We start from the raw sequence: 26,982 nt of genomic DNA on the forward strand, positions 1-26,982 counted from the left end.
GCAATGACCAATGAGACTGTTGTTCGTGAAGCCAGAAAGGCAGATTTAGCAGCTATTCTGGAGATTTATAATCAGGGAATAGAAGACCGTATCGCAACATTGGAAACAGAGAAAAAAAATCTTTCCTATATGGCAAAATGGTTTGAACAGCACCAAGGCCGATATTGTGTGCTTGCCGCTGAAGAAGAGGGCCAAGTGATTGGATGGGCTTCGCTGAATCCGTATAGCAGCCGCAGTGCTTATGATGGAGTGGCAGATCTTTCAATTTATATTTCCAGGGCATTCAGGGGCAAAGGAGCAGGCGGGAAGCTGCTTTCTTCCCTTGAATTGAAAGCACGAGAAAATAAGTTCCATAAGCTGGTTTTGTTTACCTTTCCATTTAATGGCCTTGGACAGGGCCTTTATAAGAAAATGGGGTATCGTGAAGTTGGCACATTCCAAAATCAGGGTGTTTTGGATGGAGAATTTGTCGACGTGATGGCTATGGAAAAACTGCTTTAAATAAGGGTGCGGCTATTCGTTTAGCCGTTTTTTTGCTGGTTTTTCTAAAAGTTCGGTGGGATGCCAAGTTCGGACAAAAAGTCCATATCCAGTCCGAATGAGCACCGAATTCGGACAGAATTCCCATGATTAGTTCCTTTTTCTATCCGAAGGAACGGAGGAACATAAGTCTTCACTGAATTCTTCTCCACAAGCCTGAATTGGCATAAGAACAGGACCATCAAAAGAAATGCCCGATTGCCTCTGTCCATCCGTTCATTTGTCAAAACCGGCAAACCAAACGAATACAGCTGAAATAAAAAAAGCAAACTATATGTAAAGTTTTTGTAAATAAAAAAAAAAAGCATTTGCTTATATAAGTAAATCGTTATATATTAATATGTGCATAGCGGAGGTGATGAGATTATGATAGTGTCCACAGTTGAAATCGGCAATGCAGCATCCATTTTAAAATTATTAGGCGATAAAACGAGGCTCACAATGGTCAAGCTTTTAATTAACCATGATTGTTGTGTGTGTGAGTTTGTGGAGATTTTTAAAATGAGCCAGCCGGCTATTAGCCAGCATCTCAGGAAACTAAAAGATGCGGGTGTGGTAAGGGAAAACCGGAGAGGTCAGTGGATTATTTATTCATTGAATCAGGATAGTGAATACTACCCATTGGTTCAAACTGTGCTTGATCACCTTCCAAGCCAAGATTATTTATTAGCAGAATTGGAAGAGCAGGGATTGCGAATTTCCTGTGAGTAAGAGGGGGAAACACATTGACTCAAATTTTTCTAGCATCGGTGATTTTTTTAGTTACCCTCATATTGGTTATTTGGCAGCCAAGAGGGCTATCCATCGGCTGGTCAGCATGCGGCGGAGCCATCCTCGCTTTAATTGCTGGTGTGGTGGACTTCAATGATGTCATAGATGTTACATCCATTGTCTGGAATGCCACATTAACCTTTATTGCCATCATCATAATCTCTCTTATTTTAGATGAAATTGGGTTTTTCGAGTGGGCTGCTTTACATATGGCGAGAGCGGCAAAGGGCAGTGGAGTGAAGATGTTCATTTACGTTTCCATTTTGGGATCAGTTGTAGCAGCATTCTTTGCGAATGATGGAGCGGCACTTATTCTTACGCCAATCGTCCTTGCCATGGTGAGGAACCTTAATTTTAATGAAAAAATGGTTTTTCCGTTTATCATTGCGAGCGGATTTATTGCGGATACAACGTCCCTGCCATTGGTCGTCAGCAACCTTGTTAATATCGTCTCAGCTGACTTTTTTGGCATCGGCTTTGTGGAATATGCCTCCCGCATGATTGTTCCGAACTTCTTTTCACTGGGTGCCAGCATTTTGGTTTTATTCTTATACTTTAGAAAAAGCATACCAAAGAATTATGATTTATCCCATTTGAAGGAACCAGCGGAAGCAGTTAAAGACAGCAAAATGTTCCGATTGTCATGGATCGTTTTAGGCATCTTATTAATAGGTTATTTTGCAAGTGAATGGATTGGTGTTCCAGTTTCATTCATCGCAGGCATTATAACGGTATTCTTCCTGATAATGGCGCGAAGAAGCCAGGCAGTGAATACACGCACTGTTATCAAGGGTGCACCATGGGCAATTGTATTCTTTTCAATAGGCATGTATGTAGTGGTCTATGGACTAAGAAACGCGGGTCTTACAAATGTATTGGCTGATTTAATTCAAATGACGGCTGACCAGGGACTATTTGCGGCAACGATCGGAATGGGATTTATTGCGGCCATCCTTTCCTCTGTCATGAACAATATGCCGACCGTTATGATAGACGCCCTGGCCATTGCTGATACGAATACAACCGGAATCATGCGTGAAGCACTTATTTATGCGAACGTGATTGGATCTGATTTAGGGCCGAAAATCACGCCGATTGGGTCACTGGCAACCTTGCTCTGGCTTCATGTATTATCCTTAAAGGGATTAAAAATCTCATGGGGAACGTACTTTAAAACAGGAATTGTATTAACCATTCCAACACTGTTCATAACTTTAGCTGGATTGTACATTTGGCTATTGATTATATAAAAAGGAGAATCTTAACATGACTAAAAAAACAATCTACTTCCTATGCACGGGCAACTCTTGCCGCAGCCAGATGGCTGAAGGATGGGCAAAGCAGCATTTAGGTGATGAATGGAATGTTCATAGTGCAGGCATTGAAGCACATGGTTTGAATCCTAACGCAGTAAAAGCAATGAAAGAAGCAGGCATTGATATCTCCAATCAGACCTCTGATATTATTGATCCTGAAATTCTAAATCATGCCGATTTGGTTGTAACGCTTTGCGGAGACGCAGCTGATAAATGCCCAATGACTCCTCCTCATGTAAAGCGCGAGCACTGGGGATTTGATGATCCAGCGAAAGCAGAGGGAACAGAAGAAGAAAAGTGGGCTTTCTTCCAGCGAGTCCGTGATGAAATTGGCGGCCGCATTAAGACATTTGCCGAAACAGGAAAGTAAATAATATACTAAAAACATCCAAAGGGAGGGAACAGATTTGATAATCACTGATAATGCCCGTGATGAATTAAGAAAAATGCTGGAAGAACAAAATGCCAGCAGCGTCCGCATCTTTTTTGACGGCTATGGCTGAGGACAGCCAAGAATAGGACTGGCTCTGGATGAGCCGGCAGCAGATGATATCCTAGTCACAATCAATGAAATCAAAGTAGCAATCGACCCTATTATTGAACCTAACACCGAAGACCTTGTTTTAGAGAGAAGCGGAAACGGAAGCGGGATTTCGATGATCGGAAATACGGGAAGATGCTGTTAGGAGTGGGCCTTTAGGGGCCCTTTTTTATTTGATCTAACCCATGCTCCTAAATAGATTATTCACATACATTATGGTAACTGGCATTTAGGAGTGAATGTTTTTGTATTATTCATATAATCCGTACGTGCATCACTATAGTTACAGCCATGTTTACCATCAGGCTTCCCGAAACAATCTGTTCAACAGAGTAAGAGCAAGCTTTTCCAAAGAGGAAGCAGCAGCCATTGCATTACTGTTAGGAATCGATTTTACAAAAAGCAGGTTTGATTTGAACGAATTCTGGATGGGCGTAAATGTAGAACTTGAACATGGGAAACAGTCAAGCCAAACAAACGTTACAGGAGATGACCCGCTTCTTACGGGTAAAATTGCATTGGCGCATCTTAACGAGTTTCCTGACTATTATAAGAGGTTAAAAGTTCTGGAATCAGAAGCCAAGGCGTATTGGAATAAATAAAATTGATAGTGCACAGAACAAAAAAGCAATGCAGCCTCCAAAAGAGGATTGCATTGCTTTTTACGTTCCGAAGTTTTTTCTGTCAAAAAGGTAATAGCCACAAACAGTGCAAAGGCCAGCAGAAGCAGGGTTCCGCCCACGATGAAGAAGACCAGTACAAAGGTATCACCTAAATTAAATGGATTTAATGTGTACATCCACATTCCAATTGTCAACCCGAGTGCTCCTGCCATTCCAAGTATGCTGTGAATGGATACAAGCTTTTTATATTTTACGCGGTAAACTTTATAAAAGATTCCCCATGCAAATACGGAAAGCCATCCTACCAGCAGGATGTGGGCATGAATGGGCCTTAAAGAATAATCCATCTGCCCGGACATATGCGATCCAAGATAGGTTCCGATAATGCCAAAGGTGGCTGCAAATCTTATTAATCTGATACTCCATTTTTGTTCCATAGTTTTTTATTCCTCCCGATGTTTCTCCCTGAAAAATGTGATGGTAAAAGTGGTTCCTTTGCCAGCCTGGCTGTCTGCCTTGATTTCCCCATTATGCAGCTCTATAATCTGTTTCACAATCGAAAGCCCAAGTCCTGTGCCATCTTTTTTCCTTGCTGAGTCGACCCGGTAAAAACGGTCGAAAATCTGGCTGATCGTATCCTCGGATATTCCGATCCCTGTGTCTTGAAAAACGACTTCAATGGCTGATTCAGTTTGAGACAGGCTGATCCAAATGCTTCCGCCATGAGAGTTATATTTTATCGCATTCGTCAGCAGGTTGTCCCAGATATTCACCAAAAGCTCTGGGTCCCCCTTATAAATGACAGGCGCAAGCTTGTAGGAAACCTCAATTTCTTTTTCTTCCAGCCGCCATTGATGCCTGCGGATGGTTTCCTTGATCTGATCATCCAATTTCACTTCCGAGAGCTTCATTGGGTACGATTTCTGGTCAAGGGAAGTCAAAAGCAAAAGCTGTTTAGTCAGGTTGGAGAGCCGCTTCGATTCCTGATCGATAATCTGGACATATTCGAAATGTTCTTCTGCAGACAGTTTCTGTGTCTGCAGAAGTTCAGCATACCCTTGAATATTCATAAGAGGGGACTGAAAGTCATGAGACACATTGTTGATGAATGACTTGCGTGCCTCGTCATTGTGCTGCAGCTGTTCCTGCATGCGGCTGAAGCTTTCCGCCAGCTGTCCGATTTCATCCCTGCGGGCAATATTCAATGGGAAGTTGAAATTCTCCCGTGTGATTTCCCTGGTTGCTTCCGTCAGCTTTGTGATTGGCTTAATGAGGTGCTTGGCGAACCAGATCACTCCGGTGATGCTGACAACGGCAATGGCGACGAAGAACCATGCGAAAATCATATGAATGTCCGAGAAAAGCAGCTTGTTATTCGGGCGAAGAAATAGCCCGTAATTCTGGTCGTTCATGGTAAAAGGGACGCCGACGGTATTTTCCAGATCGTTTGAAAAATGGCCCATCATCAAAAATTGGCCGGCAAAGCTATCCATACCATGATAAACTTCTTGATCGGTCAGCACTTTTGCAGCTTCCTCAGGCAGTTCGGTCTTATTGAACGGCTGTCCGAAGAATTCCCCTTCACCCGATTCCGTCACAATATAGAGCTGGTAGCCAAGCTTGCTCATGGAATTTAAGTAAGTTTCATAAGCAGGGCCAGAGGAATGCATATTCTCCAGGCCATTAGCGATTTCCTCTGCAATTACAACGTTTTGCCTGTCGATTTTCCCCTTTGTCGAAGTCATATAGACCCAATTGGTTAAACTGAACGAAAGCACGATGCTTATGGCTAAGATCACAAGTGTGGCTGCAATGAATTTCCGGTAGAGGGTTTTCATTTTATTTCCTCAAGCTTATACCCGATTCCGCGAACAGTCTGGATTTCAACGGTTGCACCGTATTTTTTCAAACGGTCGCGAATTCGGTTGATATGGGTATTTAAAGTCTGTTCGCTGCCCTCATAATCCGCTCCCCAAGCCTGATCGATCAATGCAGCCCGCTGGGTGATTTTATTTTTGCGTGCCGAAAGCAAGCTGAGAAGCTCAAATTCCTTTAATGGAAAAAGGATGGTCTCCTGATTGATTTCCACTTCAAAGCTTTTTCTGTCAATGATCAGGTTTCCGGCTTTGACGACTGTTTCCATCGCCCGCTCGGCTCTTCTTAACACCACGGCTACCCTAAAAAGGAGCTCCTTCACTTCAAATGGCTTTACAATATAATCTTCAGATCCGGATAAGAAACCCTGTTCTTTATCACCCAGCTGACCCTTCGCCGTTAAGAGTATAACAGGGATTCCGAAGTCATCTGTCAGAAGACTGGTGAGTTCGAATCCGTTCATCCCAGGCATCATGACATCGACAACCGCTAAATCTGCGGTTTGTTCTTCTAAGAGTGCTAATGCTTCTTGTGCATTGCTTGCGCGCAGCACTTGATAGCCTTCACGATTAAGATGGATCGTGACGAGTTTCTGTATATTCACATCATCGTCTACAACAAGTATTTTCATATCAGGGCATCCTCACAGGGGAATAGGGAGGGACCCTCTCTCTATTCCGAAATATTTTGCCGGGAAGTCTCCTTGTCTTTTTCAAAAAACAGAATTAATGCCGGAAGCAGCATTCCCCTAACAAGGAAGGTGTCAATCAATATTCCCATGGCAACGATGAATCCAAAAACAAATAGGTCCGCTATCGGCATCGTCATCAGCGCAGCAAATGTTGCAGCCAGAATGAGGCCAGCCGAAGAAATGACGCCTCCGGTATTCCGGATGGCAATTTCAAGTGCGTCTTTGACTCTATGTGTCTTCCTTTCCTCGATAAACCGTGAAACAAGGATGATGTTATAATCTATCCCCAATGCTACAAGGAAAATGAAAGAATAGACAGGTACACGCGAACTGATGGATTCGAAGCCAAATAATACATCAACAAGGAATATCCCCAGTCCTAAAGCCGAGACAAATGAAAGCAGAATGGTTGCCATCATGTAGATCGGCATCTTGATGGATTTCGTGAGCGCAAATAACAGCGCAAGAATAAGGACCGTCTCAAGCAGAACAATTTTTATTATATCACCGTTATTGACATCCTGTTCATCCACTATTTTCGCAGTGACGCCGCTGTAGTAAGATTCAGCTTCCACACCTGCTTCTTTCAGCAGCGAAGGTGTGTCTTCACGCAAATTTTCCATAAAGCTGATGGCTTCAGTTGAATAGGGATTAATGGATAATGCAACACTCATTTTTGCAGCCTTGCCGTCTTCTGATAGTGCTGACAGGCGGACAGAAGCTATTTCATCAAACCCCTGCAGCTTGTCAGTTATTGCACTTGCATCGGTTTCATCCATTTTTTGATCACTGACAACCAGAAGTGTAGAAGGTGCAAGTTCACCTTTATCAAATCTGGATTCGACTATTTCATAGCCGACACGGGATGGCAGGTCATCCGGAAATTTTTTAACCATATCAAATTCATAATCAAGGTTAAAGATATTAAGCGCTGTGATAAGCATAAAAATGCCGACCATTCCGCCTGATAGGCCAGGCTTGTTCACCACGAATCTGGCAAGCGGCCCCCAGACTTTATGTTTAACTTCTGTTTCCGTTCCATATTGAGGAACTTTCGGCCAAAAAGCCTTGCGCCCGAACAGGGTGAATAAAGCTGGAACCAGCGTAACGGATGCGAGCATGATAAAAAACATGGCTGTTCCAAAAATAGGAGCAAAGTTCTGGTAATCCCGGAAATCCGCGAAGAACAGAACCAGCATGGCAGCAAGAACGGTTCCGCCCGCAAAGAAAACAGGCTCGCCTGTTGCGCGCATCGCATGCTTCATCGCTTCATATTTGTTTTCGTAATGGTTGAGCTCCTCGCGGTAACGGGAGAAAACAAATAATGAATAATCAATAACAGCAGCAAACAGCAAAATACTCATGATCGAGGTTGTCTGGCTGTTAACCTCCAGCCCGCCAGCACCCATGAAAGCTATACTCTGGTTTACAACCTGGTAGACAATCGCCGTTGCCAAAAGCGGGATGACAGCAAGCAATGGAGAACGGTAAATAGCTATAAGCAAAACAAGAATGATGAGAACGGTGGCAATCAGGAGAACAAAGTCCGCCTGTTCAAAAAGCTTGACCGTATCTCCGGCAATCCCGGCTGGACCAGTGATATAAAATGCAGTACTTTCAAGATCCTCTGCAATTTTATTTCCGACCTCTGAAGCATGGTCGTTGATCTCGGCATACTGGTCATTGCCAAGTCCGTTCTCAAGCTCCATCGGCACAATCATCGTGGACTTGTCTTCAGAAATGAAAGGACCCAAAGCTTGAGGCGGAAGCTTGCTGATATCAATAATCGTCTTGATTCCATCGATGTCCTCAAGCATGATTCCTTCTAATATCTGGTTTGCTTCTTCGATATCGACCTCGCCATTTTCATTATGGAAAACCAGGATGCCCGGAGTTCCTTGTTTGTTTGGAAAATATTCCTCTGTTTTATTTTCGGCTATAATGGATTTCGCCTCATCAGGAAGTGACTGGAAATTATTTGTTTTATAATCGCCAAGCTTCGGACCTGCACTTAAGCCAATCATTAGCACAAGCCAGGCGATAATGGTAATCCACATTCCCCGTTTTGTCGAAACCCAATCTGTAATTGAATGCAGCAGTTTTTTCACATGAATGCCTCCTTAACTTATTTCAATGCCTATCTTACAAAATGAAAATAAACTTAAGATCAACTTTTGATTACAGTTGCATTTGAAGGAACAAAGTAATGATTTTGCATTGAACAATCAGACTGGATAAAGTATGAAAAAAATCTTTTTGCAGAAAATAGCCATAATGATTTTCGCTGTCATGGGAGGAGAATTATGGCTCTTGTATTGAGGAAACAGAAAGAGGCTTCAAAGCTTTCCCATTTAAGTATTTTCGGCACTACACAAATCCATTTACGAAACCCATATATTATCGCCATGTGGTCAGTGGTGTTTCCAGGCTATGGGCATCTGCTATTAAACAAGTTTTTGAGGGGTTTTTCCCTGGTTATTTGGGAATTATTCATAAACCAAATGATCCATTTGAATTCAGCAATGGTTTATAGCTTCATAGGAGATATTCAAAAAGCAAAAGAGGTAATAGATATCAGATACATGCACATGTATATTCCTGTCTATATTTTTGCCATCTGGGATAGTTACCGGACGACTGTAGACATGAATAAAATTTTTCTGCTAAACGAAAAAGACGCTAAGGCCATAGAGCGATTAGTGATAAAACCATTTGAGATTAATTACCTGGATAAAAGAGACCCAATATCCGCTGTTCTTTGGTCAATGACCATCCCAAGCCTTGGCCAATTGTACATCCACAGAATTTTTGGCGCTTTTTTTACATTGGTTATGACAGTTGTACTTGTACATTTTTCTCATTTTATTGAAGCATTCCACTACCTTCTGATAGGGGAACTTAAAAAATCATCTCAAGTGTTAAATGCCCAGTGGCTGCTTTATCTGCCATCATTTTATTTTTTTACAATTTATGATACCTATATGAATGTTGTTGAAAACAATAAATTGTACGATACCGAACAGAAGAAGTTTTTGAGAAAGTATTATCAATCTAGTTCATTCCATTTAAAGAAAGGCATTAAGGTGAAGTAAATGCAGGTATTTGCAACATTTGAACATTCACCCTATCTTGAACTTGCGATCAGGAAGCTGGAGCAGCATGGAATAAAGGACATATACTCAGTACCATTAGATAACCGGACGGAGGACACCAGGCTGTTTGATACAATTCACCAATCTGATGGTGTATCTCTTATAAACAAAGGGATGGTTCTGGCAGTAATGTTCTCGGTTGTTGGTGCCAGCAGAGGATTTATTCTGGAATGGGGTCCTATTTATTGGGGCTTAATTGGAGCAGGTGCTGGTTTTGTGTTTGGTTTTGCAATTGATTTCATCCTTTTAAAGGCAAGGCATAGAAACAAACGGCTGTTAAAAGGGGTAAAGTCAGAAGTCATTCTTATTATTGATTGCAAAGAAGAGGAGGGAAAACAGGTCGAGACGATACTATGGGAACATCTCGCGAACGGCGTTGCCAGAGTGAAATAATGATACGTATTTGGAGGACTAAACATGAATCAGTTTCCCATTGCCCTCACGGAAATCTTGGATTTGTTACCCATTTCGTTTCGGATGCGATTGCCGCTTTTGAAATCACAGATCATAGGGGACAGTCCATCCGGAGACGGTACACGAATTGGAGCTGGCTGCCTGGCATAATGAGTTTGCAGTAATTGTGCCGTCCGATGAAGTGATATGCCAGGTAACTTAAAGATATTCAAAAGCATATAAAAGATCAGTATAGAGACACTAACTATGTATGTTTTTAAAAAATATGGAGGTGTCTGTTACATGTTCTTTCACGTAAAAGAATTACAATATAGAGCAAAGCCAAGCAAGCCTGATCCTGTCTATGCCAAGAAGCTTCAAGAGGTATTGGGCGGACAATTTGGTGAAATATCCGTTATGATGCAGTATCTTTTTCAGGGATGGAACTGCAGGGGGGAGCAGAAGTACCGTGATATGCTGATGGATATCGGTACAGAAGAAATAGCTCACGTAGAAATGCTCGCAACCATGATTGCCCAGCTTCTGGATAAAGCGCCAGTGGAGGAGCAGGAGGAAGCTGCAAAGGATCCGATTGTTGCAAGTGTGATGGGCGGCATGAACGTACAGCACGCTATCGTAAACGGTCTTGGCGCAAGTCCTAACGATGCAGTGGGATTCCCATGGACTGCCCGTTATATCATTTCAAGCGGAAATCTTTTGGCAGATTTCAGAGCGAATTTGAATGCAGAATCACAAGGACGCCTGCAGGTCGTCAGGTTATATGAAATGACGGATGACCCTGGTGTCAGGGATATGCTTTCATTCCTGATTGCCCGTGATTCTTATCATCAGAATCAGTGGGCAGCAGCTATCGCTGAGCTGGAGGAGAAAGTAGGATTAGTGGTCCCAAGCACATTTAACAGAGAATATGAAAAATCGGATGTGGCTTATACTTTCATGAGCTGTTCTGAAGGTACAGAAAGCCAGATGGGGCGCTGGGCAAACGGTCCTTCCATGGATGGATTAGGGGAATTCAAATACGAAGCTAAGCCAGTAGCAACTGGACAAGCACCTGTACTTGAACCTGCACCAGGCTATATTAAAGGGTACGCCTCCTGTAAAATAATGCGAGTTGCTCCCGGGAGACTGGGGGCTTCTTTCTTATAAACATGTCTATCTTGAAAGGTGAGTGGCTTTACTATGCCAGTTAATGAGACGATCCTTCGTGTAACTATCTCGTTTTTAGTACTTTTCTTATTAGCCAGACTGATGGGACGGAAGGAAATTGGGCAAATGACCTTTTTCAACTGGGCTTCAGCTATTGGAATCGGGTCTATCGCAGGAAACCTAGCAGTGAATGAGAGTACCCGCATTAAAGATGGAGTAATTGCACTGTTCGTTTGGACGCTTTTCACCATCGCAATGGACATGATCGACCTTAAATCGAAACAGGGAAGAACAGTCACAACAGGTGAGCCATTAATAGTTATAAAAGCTGGCAAGATAATGGAAGGGGCACTTAAAATATCGAGGGTGGACCTTGATGAGCTACAGGCGTTATTGAGGCAAAAGGACATTTTTTCGCTTACCGATGTCGATTACGCAATCCTGGAGACAAACGGAGACCTGTCCGTTTTGAAAAAAGAAAGTAAACAGCCTGTTACGAAAAATGATTTAAATATTATGAGTCCAAAAAAGGATCTATTTCCTTTACCAACAGAAGTCATATCTGATGGAAAGATCAATCCAGGGAATCTATCTAAATTACATTTAGACAAAAACTGGCTTGACAGAGAACTGCAAAAAGCAAATATCCAATCAGTTGAGAATGTGTTTTTTGCCCAGGTGCAGCGGGATGGCACTCTTTATATTGATCGAAAAAACAAATAGAGAACAAAGCGGCTCTGTCCTCCTATTTGTTCTTTGTGATTTCAAGCAGACGATGAAAGGGGCATTTCGAGATCGTGGTGTCATCGTCGCGAAGAAAATATTGTTTCCATTCGAAATTGTCATCGGCGCCATAACTGTTCAGATCAGGGTGGATGGTGATGCTATCATATTTTTGCAGCCGTTTGCGGATTTGATTTTTAAGCCGGGATGCTAATGTTTTCTTTTTCATAAACTCCTGCAGAACCCACCTCGGTGTGATGGCGAGCATCATCGTATCAAAATGCCGGCTCTGCCGATTTTTATGCGCAGGGGTGGCACAATAGACAAAGTACTTTTCTCCGTGAAAGCAAAATTCCCAAAGTGGATCATGCGGGTCTTTTGGGATTTCGTTTGGCCACTCAGCATTATCCATCTCACATAACCCTGTAAGCTGCTCCCAAAAAAGCTGCTCATATTCCTCCAAACTCAAATCATCCCTTGTTTTGTAAAAAATGATCAGCGAAGTGTAGCTTCCGAATTCTCTTGAATGTACAGAGAATTCCTTCAGCATGGCTGCGGATTGCTGAATGGAGTCCGGATCCCTTGGGTCGTCCGCAAATCCGTATCGCAGCTGATTTTTTGCAAACCCGATAGTTGCTGGTATGCAGGGGAAAGGCCTCTCTTTATCCGTCATCTTTGTCTGAAATCTATCAAAAGCAATCTGCTGCCAATCTTCTAAATTTTGGATGCCGGAGGAGTTCGCAGTAAATAGACTATTGATGTTAGTCACCCCCTTTTGACTTCTACACTATATTCAAAATGGGATAAGACAGGTGAGTGTCCATGGGGAAAATGGGCGGACAGAGATGGTGACGGTAGGTGGCGTTGTGGGTTTGGCGGGGGATAGCGAGGAGAAAGAGGAGTGGGCTGGAGTTTGGCAGGCGTGGCGGGTGCATGGTGATGAAAAGGGATGGAGTGACGGGAAAATAGTAGTCATGCCGGATCATGACGACGGAAAAAGGTAGGGAAAAACTAGTATCCAATTAAGAAATGGCAGTTAATCAGAGCGAATAACGCTGATATGGCGGCGGGCTAAAAATCCTCAAATTAATTTTAAATTCAAGGTTTATTCCAAAACGCGCACGGGTAAAGAGATGTGTTTAGGATGGAGCGGAAATATACATAAAGGATAAAAATTAGGGGGAGAACATGAGTAATCAAATACGTCTTTTAGGGGAACAGATTTTAAGAGAGAAAGATATTATGGCGGAAAATCTGCATAGGGATCGAATGAACGGTGTAGAGATGACGGAATTGGAGAGAATGCAGGCTGACCAAATGGAAGCTCAGATCATTCGAATTCGTGCTGAGTTTATTGAATTGTTCGGTGAAGCATTGCTGAATCATGAGAATAAAGATAAAACGATGGAAAAGATAGAAAAATGGTGCAAGGATACAGGGGAATATTTCTTTAAGCTTGGAATCCCTTTGGATGAAGCTTTAAAGGATGCGGGTTATTATAGGAGACATATCTGGAAAACATTAGAGAAGGCCATGTTGGAGCATGAGATGCCGGCAGCAGAGGTTTTTAAAGTTATCGATTTGATAGATCCCCTGCTGGATCATTCCATCCATTGTTTCAGCATGTCATATGTTAAATACCATCAGGTAACACTCGAAAATGCAAAGCAGGCTTTTCTTGAGTTATCTGTCCCGGTTGTCCCGCTCTCAAAAGGAGTTGGCATCCTCCCGCTAATTGGCAACATTGATACAGAGAGAGCGCAGCTTCTGATGGAAGAAACGTTAAAACAATCTGCGAACCTTAAGCTGTCGCATTTAATTTTAGACATTTCTGGCGTGATGATTGTTGATACCATGGTGGCAGATCAGCTGTTTAAAGTAATTGAAGCACTCTCGCTGATTGGGGTAAAAACGATCATTACAGGAATCCGTCCGGAAGTGGCTCAGACGATAGTCACGCTGGGCATTAAGCTGAATGGCATTCAGGTAAAAGCCAATGTGTATCAGGCTTTTGAAGAATTGCATGGGTAAGCATGAAAAAAAGCAGAGGAATTCAAATAGAATTTACTCTGCTTTTTTTGATTTTATAGATTGGGTATCCTGATCTAAAAATAGAAATAGTAATGTCCACTCTCTTATAAATTTCCGGATTTAAACACATTCCTCATCCCATAAAACTTCCACGTGAAGGTTATATAATTTTCCTCTTTACCGTGTATAAAGTCTGGTTTTCCGCATATTAACCGTGTTAATTTTCCTCGCCGTGAATACAATGAATCAAACAGCACTTCAATGCATATTGAGGGGTGATGACATCATGTTTTCGGTAACGGGTATGCAGGGATTTGAAATGTTTTCGCTTATGCACCTTGTTACACTGATTCTTTTCTTTTTTACCGCCTGGTGGCTGGTGTATTACAGGCAGGTGTTAAGGGCCTATCAGAAAATTATTAAATGGTCGCTGTTTGGTGCACTGCTGGCTTGTGAAGTAACGCATCATATATGGCTGGTTCTGACACATCAGTGGGATGTGGCAGATCTGCCTCTCCAGTTATGCTCTTTGAGCACTTTCATTGCTCTTTACCTGTTTTTGAAGCCTAATAAAAAGGCTTTTTGGCTGCTGTATTTTATTGGTGCAATTCCTCCAATTTTAAGCATGGTGACACCTGATATGCTTTACCAATTTCCTCATTACCGCTACATCAAATACTTTCTTCATCATTCTGCCATTCCGCTCGCCGTATTATATTTTATTTTGTTTGAAGGATACAGAGTGCCTAAAAATGCAGTGCTGACTGGCTTTTTAACGCTCAACGTAATTGCGGTGCCAGTCTTCTTTTTAAATAGGCTGCTTGGAACAAATTTCTTCTATTTGGCCAGCCCGACAGAAACTAAAACCCTGCTGTCGTTTTTCGGGAACGGTGTCTGGTACTATGTAACGCTTGAAGCTGCTGCACTGCTTGTCTTTTTTATTACTTATTTACCCATGCATTACATGCAGGCAGCTGAACAAAAAAGGGTCCGCGGAAAATGAAAGCCTTAATCCTGCCGGGATTAGGGCTTTTTCTTTAAAACATATATAATTGTAAGTACATATTTATCAAAGCAGGAGGATTTATGCTGGCTGTAGATGAGCTTTACGGAGAATACAAGCTTGAAAGAGTATTGGAAGAAATAATCAACAGCAGGCCGGTGCAAAGGCTGAAAGGTGTACACCAGGGCGGCGCGGGCTATCTTGTCAATGAGAAATGGAATGTAACGAGGTACGAACATTCATTGGGCGTGATGCTGTTATTAAGGAAAATGGGCGGTTCTGTGGAAGAGCAAATTGCCGGTTTGCTTCATGATGTTTCTCACACTGCCTTTTCTCATGTGATAGATGGGGTTTTGGAAAATGAAGCAGAAGATTATCATGAACATATTTTTGAGCGTGTTGTCCTTGAATCTGAGATCCCTGCCATTTTAAAAAGGCATCATCTTGACTTTGAAGGTATCCTTTTTGATGATTCACAATGGACTTTATTAGAGCAGCCCGCACCTGAACTTTGTGCAGACCGGGTGGACTACACGTTAAGGGATATGTACCGTTATGGTTATATTTCATTAGAAGAAGCGCATCATTTTCTGCAGCATCTGACAGTTGTTGATGGCAGGATGTACCTATCTGAAATTGGGGCTGCTGAGTGGTTTGTAAAAACTTATTATAAAGAAGTCATTGATTTCTTCATGGAACCCTTAAATATTTATGCCAATGACTTTTTTGCAAAGGTCCTAAAAAGATCTCTCGAAAAAAAACTTCTTCATCTGGATGATCTGCTTGGCAATGATGAAGAGGTATTAGTGAAAATGAGGGAATCAGGGGATCTGGAAGTGAAGCGTCTGCTTGAAAAAATTGATCATAAGGTCAGGGCAGAAGAAAACAGGTCAGACTATGATATTCACTTCAAAGGGAAAATGAGATTGATTGACCCTTCCGTAATGATTAACAGCAAGCTGGTCAGAGCATCACAGCTGTCAGAAGAGGTTATAAACAGAGGACAAAAAGCATATGAAAAAGCTAAAGAAGGTGTGTATATAAAAGTCTTATGAGAAATGAAGCCTTATCCCTGCTGGCGGACAGGAATAAGGCTTTTTCTTTTTATCGTTTATTCTGTTCCTTTTCTTTTTCATACTGCCGCTGCGGAGTCATTTTGGAAATGGCATCTTCAACAACTTCCTGTGCTTTCTGGGCTTCCCGATCCTGTTTTTGTGCTTCCTCCTGAATGCGGTTTACATCCTGTGGAGTTTTTTCGCTCATGAAATAGCCTCCCTATTTTGACTATGCTTATAATGTATCCCAACTTAAAGAAAATAAACAATTCTAATTTATGTATAGACTTTCACCCATTTTAGCCCATTGAATTTAATTTCCTCCTCCGGCCAATCGTACGGTAAATCCGCATCAGTAATGACAAAATCAATAGACGAAAAAGGGCTGACATGGAAAAATGCCCTCTGATTGAGTTTTGAGGAATCGGCTGCCACATAAACCTGTTTAGATCTTTTTATCATGATGGAAGAGGCGGCAGCTTCATCAATAGTATAATCGCATATTCCATCGCGGTTCATTCCTCCACATGATATAAAGGCCTTGTCAAAGTAAAAGTGTTCCAGCATCTGATTAGTTAGTGAACCTGAGGTTGAGCGCTGCAGAGGATTCACGGTCCCGCCAATCAGAATGACCCTGCCATTGAACAGTTTATTTTCCATACGCGCATTTAATATTTCTGCAGCAGCCAGGGAATTGGTTACGATCGTTACATTTTCAACATTTTCAATCGAACCGGCAATATGAAGAGTTGTGGAGCCGACATCCAAAACGATAGTTTCCCCATCGGAAATAAAGCTTGCGGCAGCTTCACCAATTTTCTTTTTGATGGGAAGGCTTATGCCCATCCTTTTATTAAACTGCTGCTCCTTTTCTAAGCCAAAATAGCATATCGCTCCTCCATGAATTCTCCGCAATTTGTTTCTCTTCTCTAGCCGTCTCAAGTCACTCCGGATCGTTTCTGGCGTTACACTTAATTTTCTGGAGAGTTCCGTTACACTCACTTTATTTTTTATTTCTAATTCCCTGATAATTCTACTGTGCCTTTCCGCAGCGAACCCTTTTTTCATTGTTGGCAACCCCCGTCTTTCATGTTATGGATCATTATAGGGATGAAGTTTTAAAAATTGAGGTCAAAAATATTAATTTATTTAAAAGTTTTAAAACAGAAATGAAAACAAAAGAATACAAAGAGAGGAAAGTCCCGAATTTCATTCTTCCTTCCTATTAATCACCGATGAATAATAGAAAATCATTTTTTGTTTATCTTTTTGCCTTTGTTTTCTTTACTAAACAATCTATTGATATTAATACTGCTTTAATAGATTTACTCTAGGATTTTAACCGTAGGGGAAATTTTTTATCAATTCATGGAGGTAAGGCTGATGAAGAAAGAAAATGAAAGCAAAGGAATGGACAGAAGGGCATTTATTAAAGCGGGAGGAGCAGGGACACTAGCTTTAACCATGGCAGCGGCAGGTTTACCTGGAGACATATTCGAAAACAGGGTTCAAGCGGAAGAAATCAGTGAAAAGCTGGAAGGACCGAAGCTTTCCTTCAATTCCAATGGGAAATTTAAAGTTGTACAATTCAATGATACTCAGGATGATGAACGGATCGACAGGCGGACCATACAGCTGATGGAAAAGGTGCTGGATTCTGAGAAGCCTGATTTTGTTGTTTTAAATGGTGACAATATAACAGGCGGCTGTGATACAGAATTGGAAATGAAGCAGGCTATGAATAATGTCGTCCAGCCAATGGAGCAAAGGGGAATCCGCTGGGCGGCTACGTTTGGAAACCATGATGAAGACTCAACTCCAAAGAGCGGCATGGATGAGAGTGATATGCTCAAGTTTTATATGAAATACAAGCATAATATGAACTCACCTGGACAAAAAGGCCTTACGGGAACAGGAAATATGAATCTATTAATCAAAAAATCCAAAGGAAATAAGGCAGCTTTTAATCTCTGGCTTTTGGACAGCGGCAGATATGCCCCTCAAACGATCGCCGGGCAGGATTTCAAGGGCTATCCAACATGGGATTGGCTGCGATTTAATCAGGTCAATTGGTATTATGAAAGATCAAAAGCAATAGAAAAGCATTATGGCTATAAAGTGCCTTCTCTTGTATTCATTCATATTCCTCTATGGGAGCACCGTTTTATGTGGTGGGGCAGTGTGGACGGCAGAACACAGTCAGGGCATGAATTGGCTGCTGCAAGACATCAAATTAATGGAGAGCGGAATGAAGATGAGTGCCCCGGCCCAATAAACAGCGGCTTGTTTACAGCTATGCTCGATAGAGGGGATGTGAAAGGAGTATTCTGCGGCCATGACCATATTAATACATATTGCGGAAACTACTATGGAATTCTGCTTGGATATGCCGGAAATACCGGTTTTGGCACTTACGGTCTTTCAGGATCCGACAGAAACAGACTTCGGGGAGCGAGAGTATTTAATTTAGATGAAAATCATGAAGGTGTTTTGGTCGATACACATATGGTTTTTGCCAAAGACTTCGGTATTGATTTAACAGCCAACGACCAAAGTATTGATCCGCTGCCGCTGGAGAAAAAATAGGCTAAAGCAGGCCTCTGGTGTTAAAAAGAGACTGTGTTAAGAGGAGTCTGGAAAAATGGGAGAAGGAGTTTATAAATCATGAAAGATAATCGGACTGGACAAAAAGATGGAAATATATTTATTAAAGAAATGGATCGCCGTGCTTTTTTGCAGAAAACTACCTTAGCTGCCAGTGCAACAATTGGATTATCTCTTGCTAACTCTCTTAATTTAATTACAGCAAGTGCTGCCTCTTCTGCTTCGATCATGAACTCTGGAGGCAATAGTCCGGATTTAGTATTCCCGGTTATTAGTGACATTCATATCCATAACAGCAGCAATAAAACACTTGAAAAGTTTATAACAACTTTAGAACAGCTAAATAAGGCTATTCCGAAGCAGGATGCTTTTTTGGTTGTGGGAGATTTAACAGATTATGGATATGAATCCGAATACGATAAGTTTATGTCAGCTTATAATGTCCACAAACAGCCAGGTGCCGTTTCCATGTTTGCCATAGGGAATCATGACTATTGGAATGGCTTATCAGTAGCAGACGCCCAAAAGCGATTCCTAGAAAAAACAGGCATGGAATCTATTTACTATCACAAGGTAATCAAAGGCTACCATTTTATCATTCTGGGAACAGAAGATGGTTTAACAGAGGGCACTTTTTCCGTGGAACAAATTAATTGGCTGGGTGAGCAGCTGAAGATTGCGCATGAAGATGATTGGAAAAAGCCAATTTTTGTCTTTCACCATCAGCCGATTAAAGGGACTGTCTATGGAAGTGAATGGGGCTTTAATCAAAATAGAGACCTTTTTTACAACACTTTAAAGGAATATCCGCAAGTCATCTCATTTTCAGGACATACGCACTATCCTCTTGATGACCCGAGAATCATTCACCAGAAGGATTTTACTTCAATTGGAACCTCAACCGGTGCCTATTTGTGGCTGGACGCCGGCAGAATTCAAGGGGAAGTGCCTGAAGGTGCAGATGTCCTGAATCAGGCATTAATTGTCGAGGTGCATAATAATAAGGTGCTGATCAGACGCCGCGATATTCATCAGAATGATTGGACAGGAGAGCCATTTGAACTTAGCTATCCGGCAAATAAGCAGAAATTTTCTTACACAGAAGACAGGGATAAGAAGGCGCCTTTTTTTACAAAAGATGCGATGCTTTCCATTAATCATGAAATGACATCAGCCACTGGCATGGCCATTATGTTTACGCAAGCCAAGGATGACCTGCTGGTTCATGACTACAAGGTAGTGGCAAGACATGCAAATTCAGAGAAAGTCGTGAAGGAATTTCTTGCTTTCTCGGAATTCTATAAAGATCCTGTGCCAAACCCGTTAACGTTAACAATTGAAGGGTTACAGGCAAATACAGCCTATCAAATTGAGGTGCATGCACTGGATGCTTATGGGAATGTATGTAAGAAGCCTTTGAGAGCTTTAGGGAAGACGAAGACAATGGCTGCCGCAAATCCCGTTTGATAATGACGTTTAGTAACAATACTCTGCAGGAGGGATGAACATGCTGCAAAATATAGGTATACCTGGACTAATATTAGTATTAGTTATCGCACTTATCATTTTCGGGCCATCGAAGCTGCCGGAAATTGGCCGGGCATTCGGCTCGACTTTGAGGGAATTTAAAAGTTCAACAAAAGAATTGCTGTCAGAGAACCAGGAAGACAGCAGCAAAACTAAATAATACAGCAGAAATGGGCCGACTATTTTGGAGTTGGCCCTATTTCGTGAAGATTTTTTGAAAAATATCTGTCTTCTTGTTTTTTCTTATATTCTTTGTAAAAAAAGGCGTTTGTTACGTCATCTAGTCTAGTAAAAATGGGGAAATCGGTCACTTTCGGAAGTTTATCGGCCAGAAATTGAATATATCGGTCACTTTCAGGATATATCGGTCACTTTCAGGATATATCGGTCACTTTCACGATATATCGGTCACTTTTCCAATATATCGGTCAGTTGCTTTAATGCCGGGCTTTTAATAAGGCAGTTCTATCAAACTGAAAAATCAAAATGACAATTACATAATCTTAACAGAAATTTACATCCCATTAACCTATTTGGCTTGGCACCAAGTTATTCTAATAAAAAAGGCTATGAATAGGAGGAATGAAAATGAAAGCAGAGCTGCATTGCCATACGAATGTTTCTGATTGCCCGCTATCGATTGATGAGGTATTGAATCTTGCCATTGCCAATGAGGTTACACATTTGGCCATTACGAACCACGACACGACAAAAGGGCTGCAGGAAGCAATTGATCGTGGAAAGAGGTATGGAGTGGAGGTGATCCCCGGTATTGAAATTTCTGCTTTTGACTTTGACAGGGGACGCCGGGTGCACATTCTGGGCTATTTTATCGAACCAGGGCATAAGGCAATTGAATCGCTGTGTAAGCCGATTGTTGAGCGGAGGCATAAGCTCTCTTTTGAAATGGTTCAAAGGCTGATTTCAGCAGGATACAGCATAACATGGGAGCACTGTCTGGAGCTTTCTGAAGGAGGAACCGGAGTTTATAAGCAGCATATCATGGCAGCTCTTATAGAGGCTGGATATGCTGATTCCATTTACGGTTCCCTTTATAAAAGATTATTTAGCCGCGGTCAAAATGGAGAATCGCCAGGAGTTGCTTTTATCCCGATGGAATATGTGGATGCGCGGCTTGCTGTTGAGGCTATTCTTGAAGCAGGCGGTGTGCCCGTCCTTGCCCACCCTGGCCAATACGGAAATTTTGAAAAGGTGCCTGAGCTGGTTGAAGCCGGCCTGCAGGGGATAGAAGTCTGGCACCCCCTTCACAGCGGACAGCATGAAGAAATGGCTAGGAAACTGGCCATCCAATATGGATTAACCATGACTGGAGGTTCCGACTTTCATGGTGCCTACGGTGAGAAACCGGTTGTGCTGGGCAGCATGTCTCCGGGGGTGGAGAGAGTGCATGAACTGGCTGCGAGACGGCAGAGATTGAAAAGCCAGCGTTTATAGGGGTCACATTAAAAAAGGAGTGGGATATGCCCATGTCAATGATTTTTAAACCAAAAAAGGATGAAAAGCTCTCTGTTTCACCTGCTGTACATCATTCCAGCTTCATCATTGACAGCTATGCGGGAGAATGGACGTCAATCGGAGAAAGAAATAAAATTATCGAATCGAAATTTGGGGACTACACTTATACGATGGATGATGTAACAGTCAACTATACTGAAATCGGTAAGTTCTGTTCCATTGCTTCTCATGCATGCATTAATCCTGTTCAGCATCCGATGGACCGGGTGACCCAGCACCATATGACTTATCGGAAAGTTGACTATGGCTTCGGCGATCAGGATGATCATGAATTTTTTGATTGGCGCCGTACAAACCGGGTTAAAATAGGCCATGATGTATGGATTGGGCATGGTGCTATCATTATGAAGGGTGTCGAAATTGGCACAGGTGCAGTCATCGGTTCCGGTGCAGTCGTTACAAAGGATGTTAAACCCTATACAATTGCAGCGGGCGTGCCGGCAAAGCCATTAAAAAGAAGGTTTTCTGAAAAGACAGCTGAAAAACTGCTTGAAATTGCGTGGTGGGATTGGCCAAGGGAGAAGCTTGAAGCCCATTTTGAAGAATTAAATGATACGGAAGCTTTTATCAGGAAATTTGGAAGTTAAATACAGACTTACAAAGACCCAGTCACCAAAAAGATTGGGTCTTTTTTATATTCATAAAAATATTACAATTACGTAACTTTCCATTTAAATTCATTCATTAGACTTAAATTGTTTCTGGATTTCGAAAGGGGCGCCGACTGTATGAGTGAAAAAATGATGCTGGTAGATGAGCTGATTACACAAATAAAGGAAGGGAAGTACAAACCGAATGAAAAGCTTCCTTCTGAGAATGAGCTTGCAGATCAATATAGGATTCCAAGAATGGTTGTACGGAAAGCGTATGAGCAACTGCAGGAACTGGGGTTCATTTTTTCAAAGCAGGGAAGAGGCAGTTATGTCCAAAATAGGAAGCAGCAGATTCCGCTGATTTTAACAGGGGATATCAGTTTTAGTGAAAAGATGAATGAGCTTGGGTTTGACTTCAGGTCGGAGAATATTTGCTGTGAAAAAATCCAGTTTGATTCTGAAGTCTTTCATGCGCTAAAAGTCGATCCGGAGGATGAAGTCTATAAAATTTCCAGGCTAAGAATAGTGGACGGCTGCCCGATTGCCTTGCACACATCCTATGCAGCCAAATCTGTTTTTCCCCAAATTGATAGAGATGGTCCTGGGATCAAATCTATTTTTCACTACTATAGATCCCATGGCTATAAAGAATTTACATCGGGCCAAAGCCAGCTGAGTGTGGTTTTCCCAATAGAGCCTGAACGGAAAATACTGCAATGCTCAAGTTTAATTCCGCTTTTGCTCCTGGAGTCCCTCTGCGTGGATAAGGAGACGGGAACAGTACTGGAATTCTCAAGAATCAAGTATAGAAGCGATTGCTTTACCTATTTAATTTAAACTGGCTTTGGTGCAAATATCAGGTTAATAAAACTCTTACATAATTTACACTTCTTTAACATCCGCCAGCTTGGCAACAAGATAGATTTAAGATGCAGAACAAAAACAGATGGAGGCCAAAAGGTGAAAAGAAAACAGCGTACAGAAATTTTGATTGAAGGTTCACATGAGTTGGCTAAATCTTTAGCGAATGAGATTGAACAAAAATATTCAGTTTCTGTTTTACAGGAGCCGGAACATGGACTTGTGATGTTAAAGGTTCGGGAAACTTCCAGGAAAAGCCTGTTTCATTTAGGAGAAGTACTCGTCACAGAATGCAAGGCTAAGGTGGAAGGGAAGATCGGCATTGGGATTGTGAAAGGAGATCACCCGGATTTGGCTTATCATCTTGCCGTGATTGACGCGGCATTTCTCGGGGATCTTCCCGAGATCAAACCATGGGCCGGGATACTCGAAATTGAAAAATACTATATAGATCAAAAAAGAAAAGCAAAGAATGAAGAAATTTTAAGAACAAAAGTCAGCTTTGAGACGATGGATGTTTAATAGAAGGAGGTACAGGGGTTGAAATTAGATGTTGTTCATGACCTGCAAGCTGTATATAGAAAATTGGTCGATTCCACTTCAAGGCCAGGGCTGATATCAGACCTCGGCAAGGAGGCTGCGCTGCTGGACGGAGAGAATCCAGCAGGCTGCTCCAGCTCAATTTTACTGCTGGCATTAACGCTGCTTGATCCTGAGGTTACGTTTAAAGTATACGGCGGTGATGCTGAAGCACTTGAAAAGGAAATAAATCAATTAACCTTTGCAAAAGCGGTTCAGGCAGACAAGGCCGATTATTTAATTCTCCTGAAGGATGCCGGGGCAGGGTCTCTGGAACATGCCATTGAAATGGCGAATCCGGGAACGTTCATAAATCCGCACAAATCCGCAATGATTATAGCAGAAACAGGGATGATTACTGAAGGGAACAAACTGCTATTAAGTGGACCTGGTATTCAAACAAGCACAGGAATCAATATAGAACTGGCTGGAAATTGGATTGTAAAACGCAATGAAAAAAATAAGGAGTATCCAACAGGGGTCGACCTGGTATTCGTGGACCGAAATCATCAGCTTTTATCATTGCCAAGAACGACTCAAATAACAGAAAGCAGGGAGGTGGAAAAACAATGGGTTATGTAGCAGTAAAAGGCGGGACACAGGCCATTGAAGAGTCGATTAAACGCTTGAAATATGAAAGGCTTCACAAGGAGCAGGTGATTGAGACCGGGCAGATTGAAGGCGGTATGAGAGGCTTAATCGATCAGGTGATGTCAGAAGGCAGCCTTTATGATGAAAAGCTTGCCGCATTAGCGATTAAGCAGGCAGAAGGAAATCCGGAAGAAGCGGTATTCCTGCTTCGCGCATACCGCTCAACCCTGCCGAGAAAGCACTCTTCTCAAATCATTGAAACCGGGGAGATGAAGGTGGAACGCCGGATTTCAGCCAGTTTCAAGGACATTCCGGGCGGTCAGATCCTTGGCGCTACAACCGATTATACCCACCGCCTCCTGGATTTCAATCTAATGAAGGAAACGGAAGAGTCGGTTAGCGAATGGCTTTCAAATTATGCTTTGGAAAATAGGACAATTGAAATGCTGCAGCATGCACCTGAATTTGTACTGCCAAAAGTGCTGGATTATTTGAGGAAAGAAGGACTGATACCTCCTCTCGAAAACAATGATGCTGAGCCTGATGATGTGACCAGGGAAAGCCTTGAGTTTCCATCAAGCAGAAGCCAGCGCCTGCAAATTCTGACAAGAGGAGAGACGGGAGCTGTTACTTCACTCGCCTATGCGGTCATCAGAGGGTATGGCGCTTTGCATCCAACTGTTGGTGAGCTAAGAGTAGGAAACCTGCCAATATATGTGGGCCATCCGAATGAAGAGGGCAATGACGAAGATGAATATTACATTGGTGATATCAAAACAACAGAAGCAGAAATGCTGATGCCGTTCATGGCAGAAAAGGAAAAAGGCAAGAAGGAATTGGAGTTTGAAATCGGATATGGATTGTGTTTCGGACAAAATGAGACGAAAGCGATCGCCATGGGCATTCTCGATAATTGCCTCGAGCATCCTGATAATAGCTTCCCCAGCCATAATGAGGAATTTGTCCTCCTCCATATTGATTCTGTGGAGTCAACCGGCTTTATATCACACTTGAAGATGCCGCATTATGTAACCTTCCAGTCGAAGCTAGACAGTGTGAGAAAGACAAAAGCGAAAGCAGAAGAACAGGAAGAGGTGCAAGCATATGAATAACGCCTATAATTTTGCTTTCTTTGACGAAGGGTCGAAGCGGGAGATTAGAAGAGCCACTTTAAAAGCGATTGCCATCCCGGGTTATCAGGTACCATTTGCATCAAGGGAAATGCCGATTGGAAGGGGCTGGGGGACAGGAGGCCTGCAGCTGACACTCTCACTGATCGGGAAAGAGGATGTATTGAAGGTCATCGATCAGGGATCTGATGAATCTGTCAATGCAGTCAGCATCAAAAAGCTAGTAAAGGATACAACTGGTGTCCAAATAACGGACCATACCTCTCAGGCAACCATTATCCAATCACGTCACAGAATTCCTGAGGTGCCGCTGAGAACGGACCAAATCCTTGTTTTGCAGGTGCCGCTTCCTGAACCGTTACGGTATTTTGAACCGAGTGAGCATGAGACAAAAAAGCTGCATGCGGAAAAAGAATACAGCGGTGCCTGGCTTATGCTATTTGAACAGATCATGAAATACGGAAGCATGACAACAGGTGCAGATCATCCGGTCATGGTTCACGGCCGCTATGTAATGGCACCAAGCCCGATCCCTCGCTTTGATAATCCGAAAATGGATGAAAACGAAGCACTTATTTTGCTGGGAGCAGGACGGGAAAAGAAGATATATGCAGTTCCACCCTATACGAGGATTGTTTCCCTCGATTTTGAAGATTATCCGTTTGAAGGGGAAAGCTTTCATGATAAATGCTGCAGATTATGCGGGTCTGAGGGAGTGTTCCTTGACGAACTGATTGATGAGGCAACGGGAGAGACGTTTTACCAATGCAATGATACCAGCTATTGCTGTGAAATTTTAAACGAAGCTGAAAAGGCAGGAGTGAATTAAATGACTGAATTTGAGGTTCCGGTGTTATCTATTAAAAACTTAAACAAGCAATTCGGTCCTGGCTGTGATCATTGCAGGAACCCTGAGCCTTTGACCCTGATCAAAAATTACTGCAGTGTGTGCGGAACGGTGTATGCGTGCAGGGATGTGTCCTTCGAAGTCTACCCGGGAGAGGTGCTTGGGATTGTAGGGGAAAGCGGAAGCGGCAAGTCCACTTTAATGCAATGCCTGTACTTTGACCAGGAAACGACCTCAGGGGAAGCTTATATTTCTTCCTATCAGAATGGGATGAAGAATCTTTTTAATGAGTCTTCCCAGCAAAAACGGTATATCCGCAACCATTTAATGGGGAAAGTCTATCAAAACCCTTTATTGGGATTGAAAATCGACTTTTCTTCGATTGGAAATATTGCCGAAAAGTTGATTGCAGCCGGCAGCAGGAATGTGGGAATGATGGAAGCCAGGGGATCAGAATTGCTCAGCAAGGTGAATATTCCTGTCCATCGCCGAAAAGAAGCTCCAAAGAATTTTTCCGGAGGAATGCAGCAGCGTGTGCAGATTGCTAAGGCTCTTTCTAATCAGCCGCCGATTCTCCTTTTGGATGAGGTTACGACGGGATTGGATCTATCCGTACAGGCTAGTGTTTTGGATTTGATCAAGAGCCTGCAGCGGGAAATGAATATTAGCATTGTGCTGGTTTCACATGATTTGGGTGTTATTCGGATGCTGGCGGACAGAACTTTGGTCATGCTGGAGGGACAGGTCATTGAACAGGGGCTGACAGATCAAATACTTGAAGACCCTCAAGCTCCATTTACTCAAAGCTTGGTTCATTCGCTTCTTTAAGGCAA

The 26,982-nt window shown here is 42.4% G+C and carries 31 protein-coding genes and 1 pseudogene; 25 read left to right on the forward strand and 7 right to left on the reverse strand.

The window, feature by feature from the left end:
• Positions 1–3 precede the first annotated feature (3 nt).
• From JI665_RS22975 to JI665_RS22995, 5 genes are all read left to right on the forward strand, one after another.
• Positions 4–501, forward strand: a complete 498-nt coding sequence (locus tag JI665_RS22975) for an arsinothricin resistance N-acetyltransferase ArsN1 family A (protein ID WP_206844627.1) — start codon at positions 4–6, stop codon at positions 499–501.
• A 405-nt stretch (positions 502–906) separates the two neighbouring features.
• Positions 907–1,251 carry an ArsR/SmtB family transcription factor gene (locus tag JI665_RS22980; protein WP_206844630.1) on the forward strand — a complete coding sequence of 115 codons (345 nt, stop codon included), beginning with the start codon at positions 907–909 and terminating at the stop codon, positions 1,249–1,251.
• A gap of 14 nt (positions 1,252–1,265) precedes the next feature.
• Positions 1,266–2,561, forward strand: a complete 1,296-nt coding sequence (locus JI665_RS22985; RefSeq protein WP_206844634.1) for an arsenic transporter — start codon at positions 1,266–1,268, stop codon at positions 2,559–2,561.
• Positions 2,562–2,577: 16 nt separating this feature from the next.
• Positions 2,578–2,997, forward strand: a complete 420-nt coding sequence (arsC, locus tag JI665_RS22990; protein ID WP_206844637.1) for an arsenate reductase (thioredoxin) — start codon at positions 2,578–2,580, stop codon at positions 2,995–2,997.
• 416 nt (positions 2,998–3,413) lie between these two features.
• Entirely contained in the window at positions 3,414–3,770 is a 357-nt protein-coding gene (locus JI665_RS22995) for a DUF5661 family protein (RefSeq protein WP_206844641.1), read from the forward strand.
• Positions 3,771–3,835: 65 nt separating this feature from the next.
• Here JI665_RS22995 and JI665_RS23000 read toward each other — a convergent pair.
• The 4 genes and pseudogenes from JI665_RS23000 to JI665_RS23015 form a co-directional block, all read right to left on the reverse strand.
• A pseudogene (locus JI665_RS23000) lies at positions 3,836–4,228 on the reverse strand (hypothetical protein); the annotation flags it as partial.
• Positions 4,229–4,234: 6 nt separating this feature from the next.
• On the reverse strand, positions 4,235–5,629 hold the full coding sequence (locus tag JI665_RS23005; RefSeq protein WP_206844643.1) for a sensor histidine kinase: 1,395 nt from the start codon (positions 5,627–5,629) through the stop codon (positions 4,235–4,237).
• On the reverse strand, positions 5,626–6,297 hold the full coding sequence (locus tag JI665_RS23010) for a response regulator transcription factor (RefSeq protein ID WP_206844645.1): 672 nt from the start codon (positions 6,295–6,297) through the stop codon (positions 5,626–5,628). Before JI665_RS23010 ends, JI665_RS23005 begins: the two co-directional genes overlap by 4 nt.
• Positions 6,298–6,338: 41 nt before the next feature.
• Entirely contained in the window at positions 6,339–8,465 is a 2,127-nt protein-coding gene (locus JI665_RS23015) for an MMPL family transporter (protein WP_206844647.1), read from the reverse strand.
• A gap of 195 nt (positions 8,466–8,660) precedes the next feature.
• On the opposite strand from JI665_RS23015, the gene JI665_RS23020 reads away from it, so the two are divergent.
• From JI665_RS23020 to JI665_RS23040, 5 genes are all read left to right on the forward strand, one after another.
• Positions 8,661–9,449 carry a hypothetical protein gene (locus JI665_RS23020; protein ID WP_206844649.1) on the forward strand — a complete coding sequence of 263 codons (789 nt, stop codon included), beginning with the start codon at positions 8,661–8,663 and terminating at the stop codon, positions 9,447–9,449.
• Complete coding sequence (locus tag JI665_RS23025) at positions 9,450–9,902, forward strand: hypothetical protein (RefSeq protein ID WP_206844651.1); 453 nt, start codon at positions 9,450–9,452, stop codon at positions 9,900–9,902.
• A 24-nt stretch (positions 9,903–9,926) separates the two neighbouring features.
• A complete protein-coding gene (locus JI665_RS23030) occupies positions 9,927–10,073 on the forward strand; it encodes a hypothetical protein (protein ID WP_206844653.1) in 147 nt (48 codons plus the stop codon).
• A gap of 132 nt (positions 10,074–10,205) precedes the next feature.
• Positions 10,206–11,069, forward strand: coding sequence for a manganese catalase family protein (locus JI665_RS23035; RefSeq protein ID WP_206844655.1), 864 nt, complete (start codon positions 10,206–10,208; stop codon positions 11,067–11,069).
• A gap of 33 nt (positions 11,070–11,102) precedes the next feature.
• Positions 11,103–11,792 (forward strand): YetF domain-containing protein, encoded by a 690-nt coding sequence (locus JI665_RS23040; protein ID WP_206844657.1) that lies wholly within the window; start codon positions 11,103–11,105, stop codon positions 11,790–11,792.
• A gap of 22 nt (positions 11,793–11,814) precedes the next feature.
• On the opposite strand, the gene JI665_RS23045 is transcribed toward JI665_RS23040, so the two are convergent.
• The gene (locus tag JI665_RS23045) at positions 11,815–12,552 is read right to left on the reverse strand and encodes a YqcI/YcgG family protein (RefSeq protein WP_414635281.1); all 738 of its coding nucleotides are present in this window, start codon (positions 12,550–12,552) and stop codon (positions 11,815–11,817) included.
• A gap of 85 nt (positions 12,553–12,637) precedes the next feature.
• Between JI665_RS23045 and JI665_RS23050 the strand changes: the two genes are divergently transcribed.
• The 4 genes from JI665_RS23050 (at position 12,638) to JI665_RS23065 (ending at position 15,881) form a co-directional block, all read left to right on the forward strand.
• Positions 12,638–12,796, forward strand: coding sequence for a hypothetical protein (locus tag JI665_RS23050; RefSeq protein WP_206844662.1), 159 nt, complete (start codon positions 12,638–12,640; stop codon positions 12,794–12,796).
• 184 nt (positions 12,797–12,980) lie between these two features.
• Positions 12,981–13,823 carry an STAS domain-containing protein gene (locus tag JI665_RS23055; RefSeq protein WP_206844663.1) on the forward strand — a complete coding sequence of 281 codons (843 nt, stop codon included), beginning with the start codon at positions 12,981–12,983 and terminating at the stop codon, positions 13,821–13,823.
• A gap of 286 nt (positions 13,824–14,109) precedes the next feature.
• Positions 14,110–14,826 carry a TIGR02206 family membrane protein gene (locus JI665_RS23060; protein ID WP_206844665.1) on the forward strand — a complete coding sequence of 239 codons (717 nt, stop codon included), beginning with the start codon at positions 14,110–14,112 and terminating at the stop codon, positions 14,824–14,826.
• An 83-nt stretch (positions 14,827–14,909) separates the two neighbouring features.
• Positions 14,910–15,881, forward strand: coding sequence for an HD domain-containing protein (locus JI665_RS23065; RefSeq protein WP_206844668.1), 972 nt, complete (start codon positions 14,910–14,912; stop codon positions 15,879–15,881).
• Positions 15,882–15,930: 49 nt separating this feature from the next.
• Here the strand turns inward: JI665_RS23065 and JI665_RS23070 are convergent, their stop codons facing one another.
• Positions 15,931–16,089, reverse strand: a complete 159-nt coding sequence (locus JI665_RS23070; RefSeq protein WP_009333774.1) for a hypothetical protein — start codon at positions 16,087–16,089, stop codon at positions 15,931–15,933.
• 68 nt (positions 16,090–16,157) lie between these two features.
• A complete protein-coding gene (locus JI665_RS23075) occupies positions 16,158–16,949 on the reverse strand; it encodes a DeoR/GlpR family DNA-binding transcription regulator (RefSeq protein WP_206844673.1) in 792 nt (263 codons plus the stop codon).
• 315 nt (positions 16,950–17,264) lie between these two features.
• Between JI665_RS23075 and JI665_RS23080 the strand changes: the two genes are divergently transcribed.
• The 11 genes from JI665_RS23080 to JI665_RS23130 all read left to right on the forward strand — a co-directional run bounded on the left by JI665_RS23080 (position 17,265) and on the right by JI665_RS23130 (position 26,977).
• Positions 17,265–18,467, forward strand: coding sequence for a metallophosphoesterase family protein (locus JI665_RS23080; protein ID WP_206844676.1), 1,203 nt, complete (start codon positions 17,265–17,267; stop codon positions 18,465–18,467).
• Positions 18,468–18,545: 78 nt separating this feature from the next.
• Positions 18,546–19,952 (forward strand): metallophosphoesterase, encoded by a 1,407-nt coding sequence (locus JI665_RS23085; RefSeq protein WP_206844678.1) that lies wholly within the window; start codon positions 18,546–18,548, stop codon positions 19,950–19,952.
• A gap of 40 nt (positions 19,953–19,992) precedes the next feature.
• On the forward strand, positions 19,993–20,172 hold the full coding sequence (locus JI665_RS23090) for a twin-arginine translocase TatA/TatE family subunit (RefSeq protein WP_053435217.1): 180 nt from the start codon (positions 19,993–19,995) through the stop codon (positions 20,170–20,172).
• Between the two features lie 428 nt (positions 20,173–20,600).
• The gene (locus JI665_RS23095; protein ID WP_206844680.1) at positions 20,601–21,467 is read left to right on the forward strand and encodes a PHP domain-containing protein; all 867 of its coding nucleotides are present in this window, start codon (positions 20,601–20,603) and stop codon (positions 21,465–21,467) included.
• Positions 21,468–21,499: 32 nt separating this feature from the next.
• Positions 21,500–22,135: a DapH/DapD/GlmU-related protein gene (locus JI665_RS23100; protein WP_206844681.1), complete on the forward strand. Its 636-nt coding sequence runs from the start codon at positions 21,500–21,502 to the stop codon at positions 22,133–22,135.
• A 141-nt stretch (positions 22,136–22,276) separates the two neighbouring features.
• A complete protein-coding gene (locus JI665_RS23105) occupies positions 22,277–22,978 on the forward strand; it encodes a GntR family transcriptional regulator (protein WP_206844682.1) in 702 nt (233 codons plus the stop codon).
• A 123-nt stretch (positions 22,979–23,101) separates the two neighbouring features.
• A complete protein-coding gene (gene phnG, locus JI665_RS23110; RefSeq protein ID WP_206844683.1) occupies positions 23,102–23,524 on the forward strand; it encodes a phosphonate C-P lyase system protein PhnG in 423 nt (140 codons plus the stop codon).
• An 18-nt stretch (positions 23,525–23,542) separates the two neighbouring features.
• On the forward strand, positions 23,543–24,163 hold the full coding sequence (gene phnH, locus JI665_RS23115; RefSeq protein WP_206844684.1) for a phosphonate C-P lyase system protein PhnH: 621 nt from the start codon (positions 23,543–23,545) through the stop codon (positions 24,161–24,163).
• The gene (locus tag JI665_RS23120; protein ID WP_206844685.1) at positions 24,151–25,284 is read left to right on the forward strand and encodes a carbon-phosphorus lyase complex subunit PhnI; all 1,134 of its coding nucleotides are present in this window, start codon (positions 24,151–24,153) and stop codon (positions 25,282–25,284) included. The genes phnH and JI665_RS23120 overlap by 13 nt, the downstream gene beginning before the upstream one ends.
• Complete coding sequence (locus tag JI665_RS23125) at positions 25,277–26,131, forward strand: alpha-D-ribose 1-methylphosphonate 5-phosphate C-P-lyase PhnJ (RefSeq protein WP_206844686.1); 855 nt, start codon at positions 25,277–25,279, stop codon at positions 26,129–26,131. Before JI665_RS23120 ends, JI665_RS23125 begins: the two co-directional genes overlap by 8 nt.
• Positions 26,132–26,977: an ATP-binding cassette domain-containing protein gene (locus tag JI665_RS23130; RefSeq protein WP_206844688.1), complete on the forward strand. Its 846-nt coding sequence runs from the start codon at positions 26,132–26,134 to the stop codon at positions 26,975–26,977.
• The last annotated feature ends 5 nt before the right edge of the window (positions 26,978–26,982 follow it).

Source organism: Bacillus sp. NTK034 (assembly GCF_017303275.1).
Lineage (GTDB): Bacteria > Bacillota > Bacilli > Bacillales > Cytobacillaceae > Cytobacillus.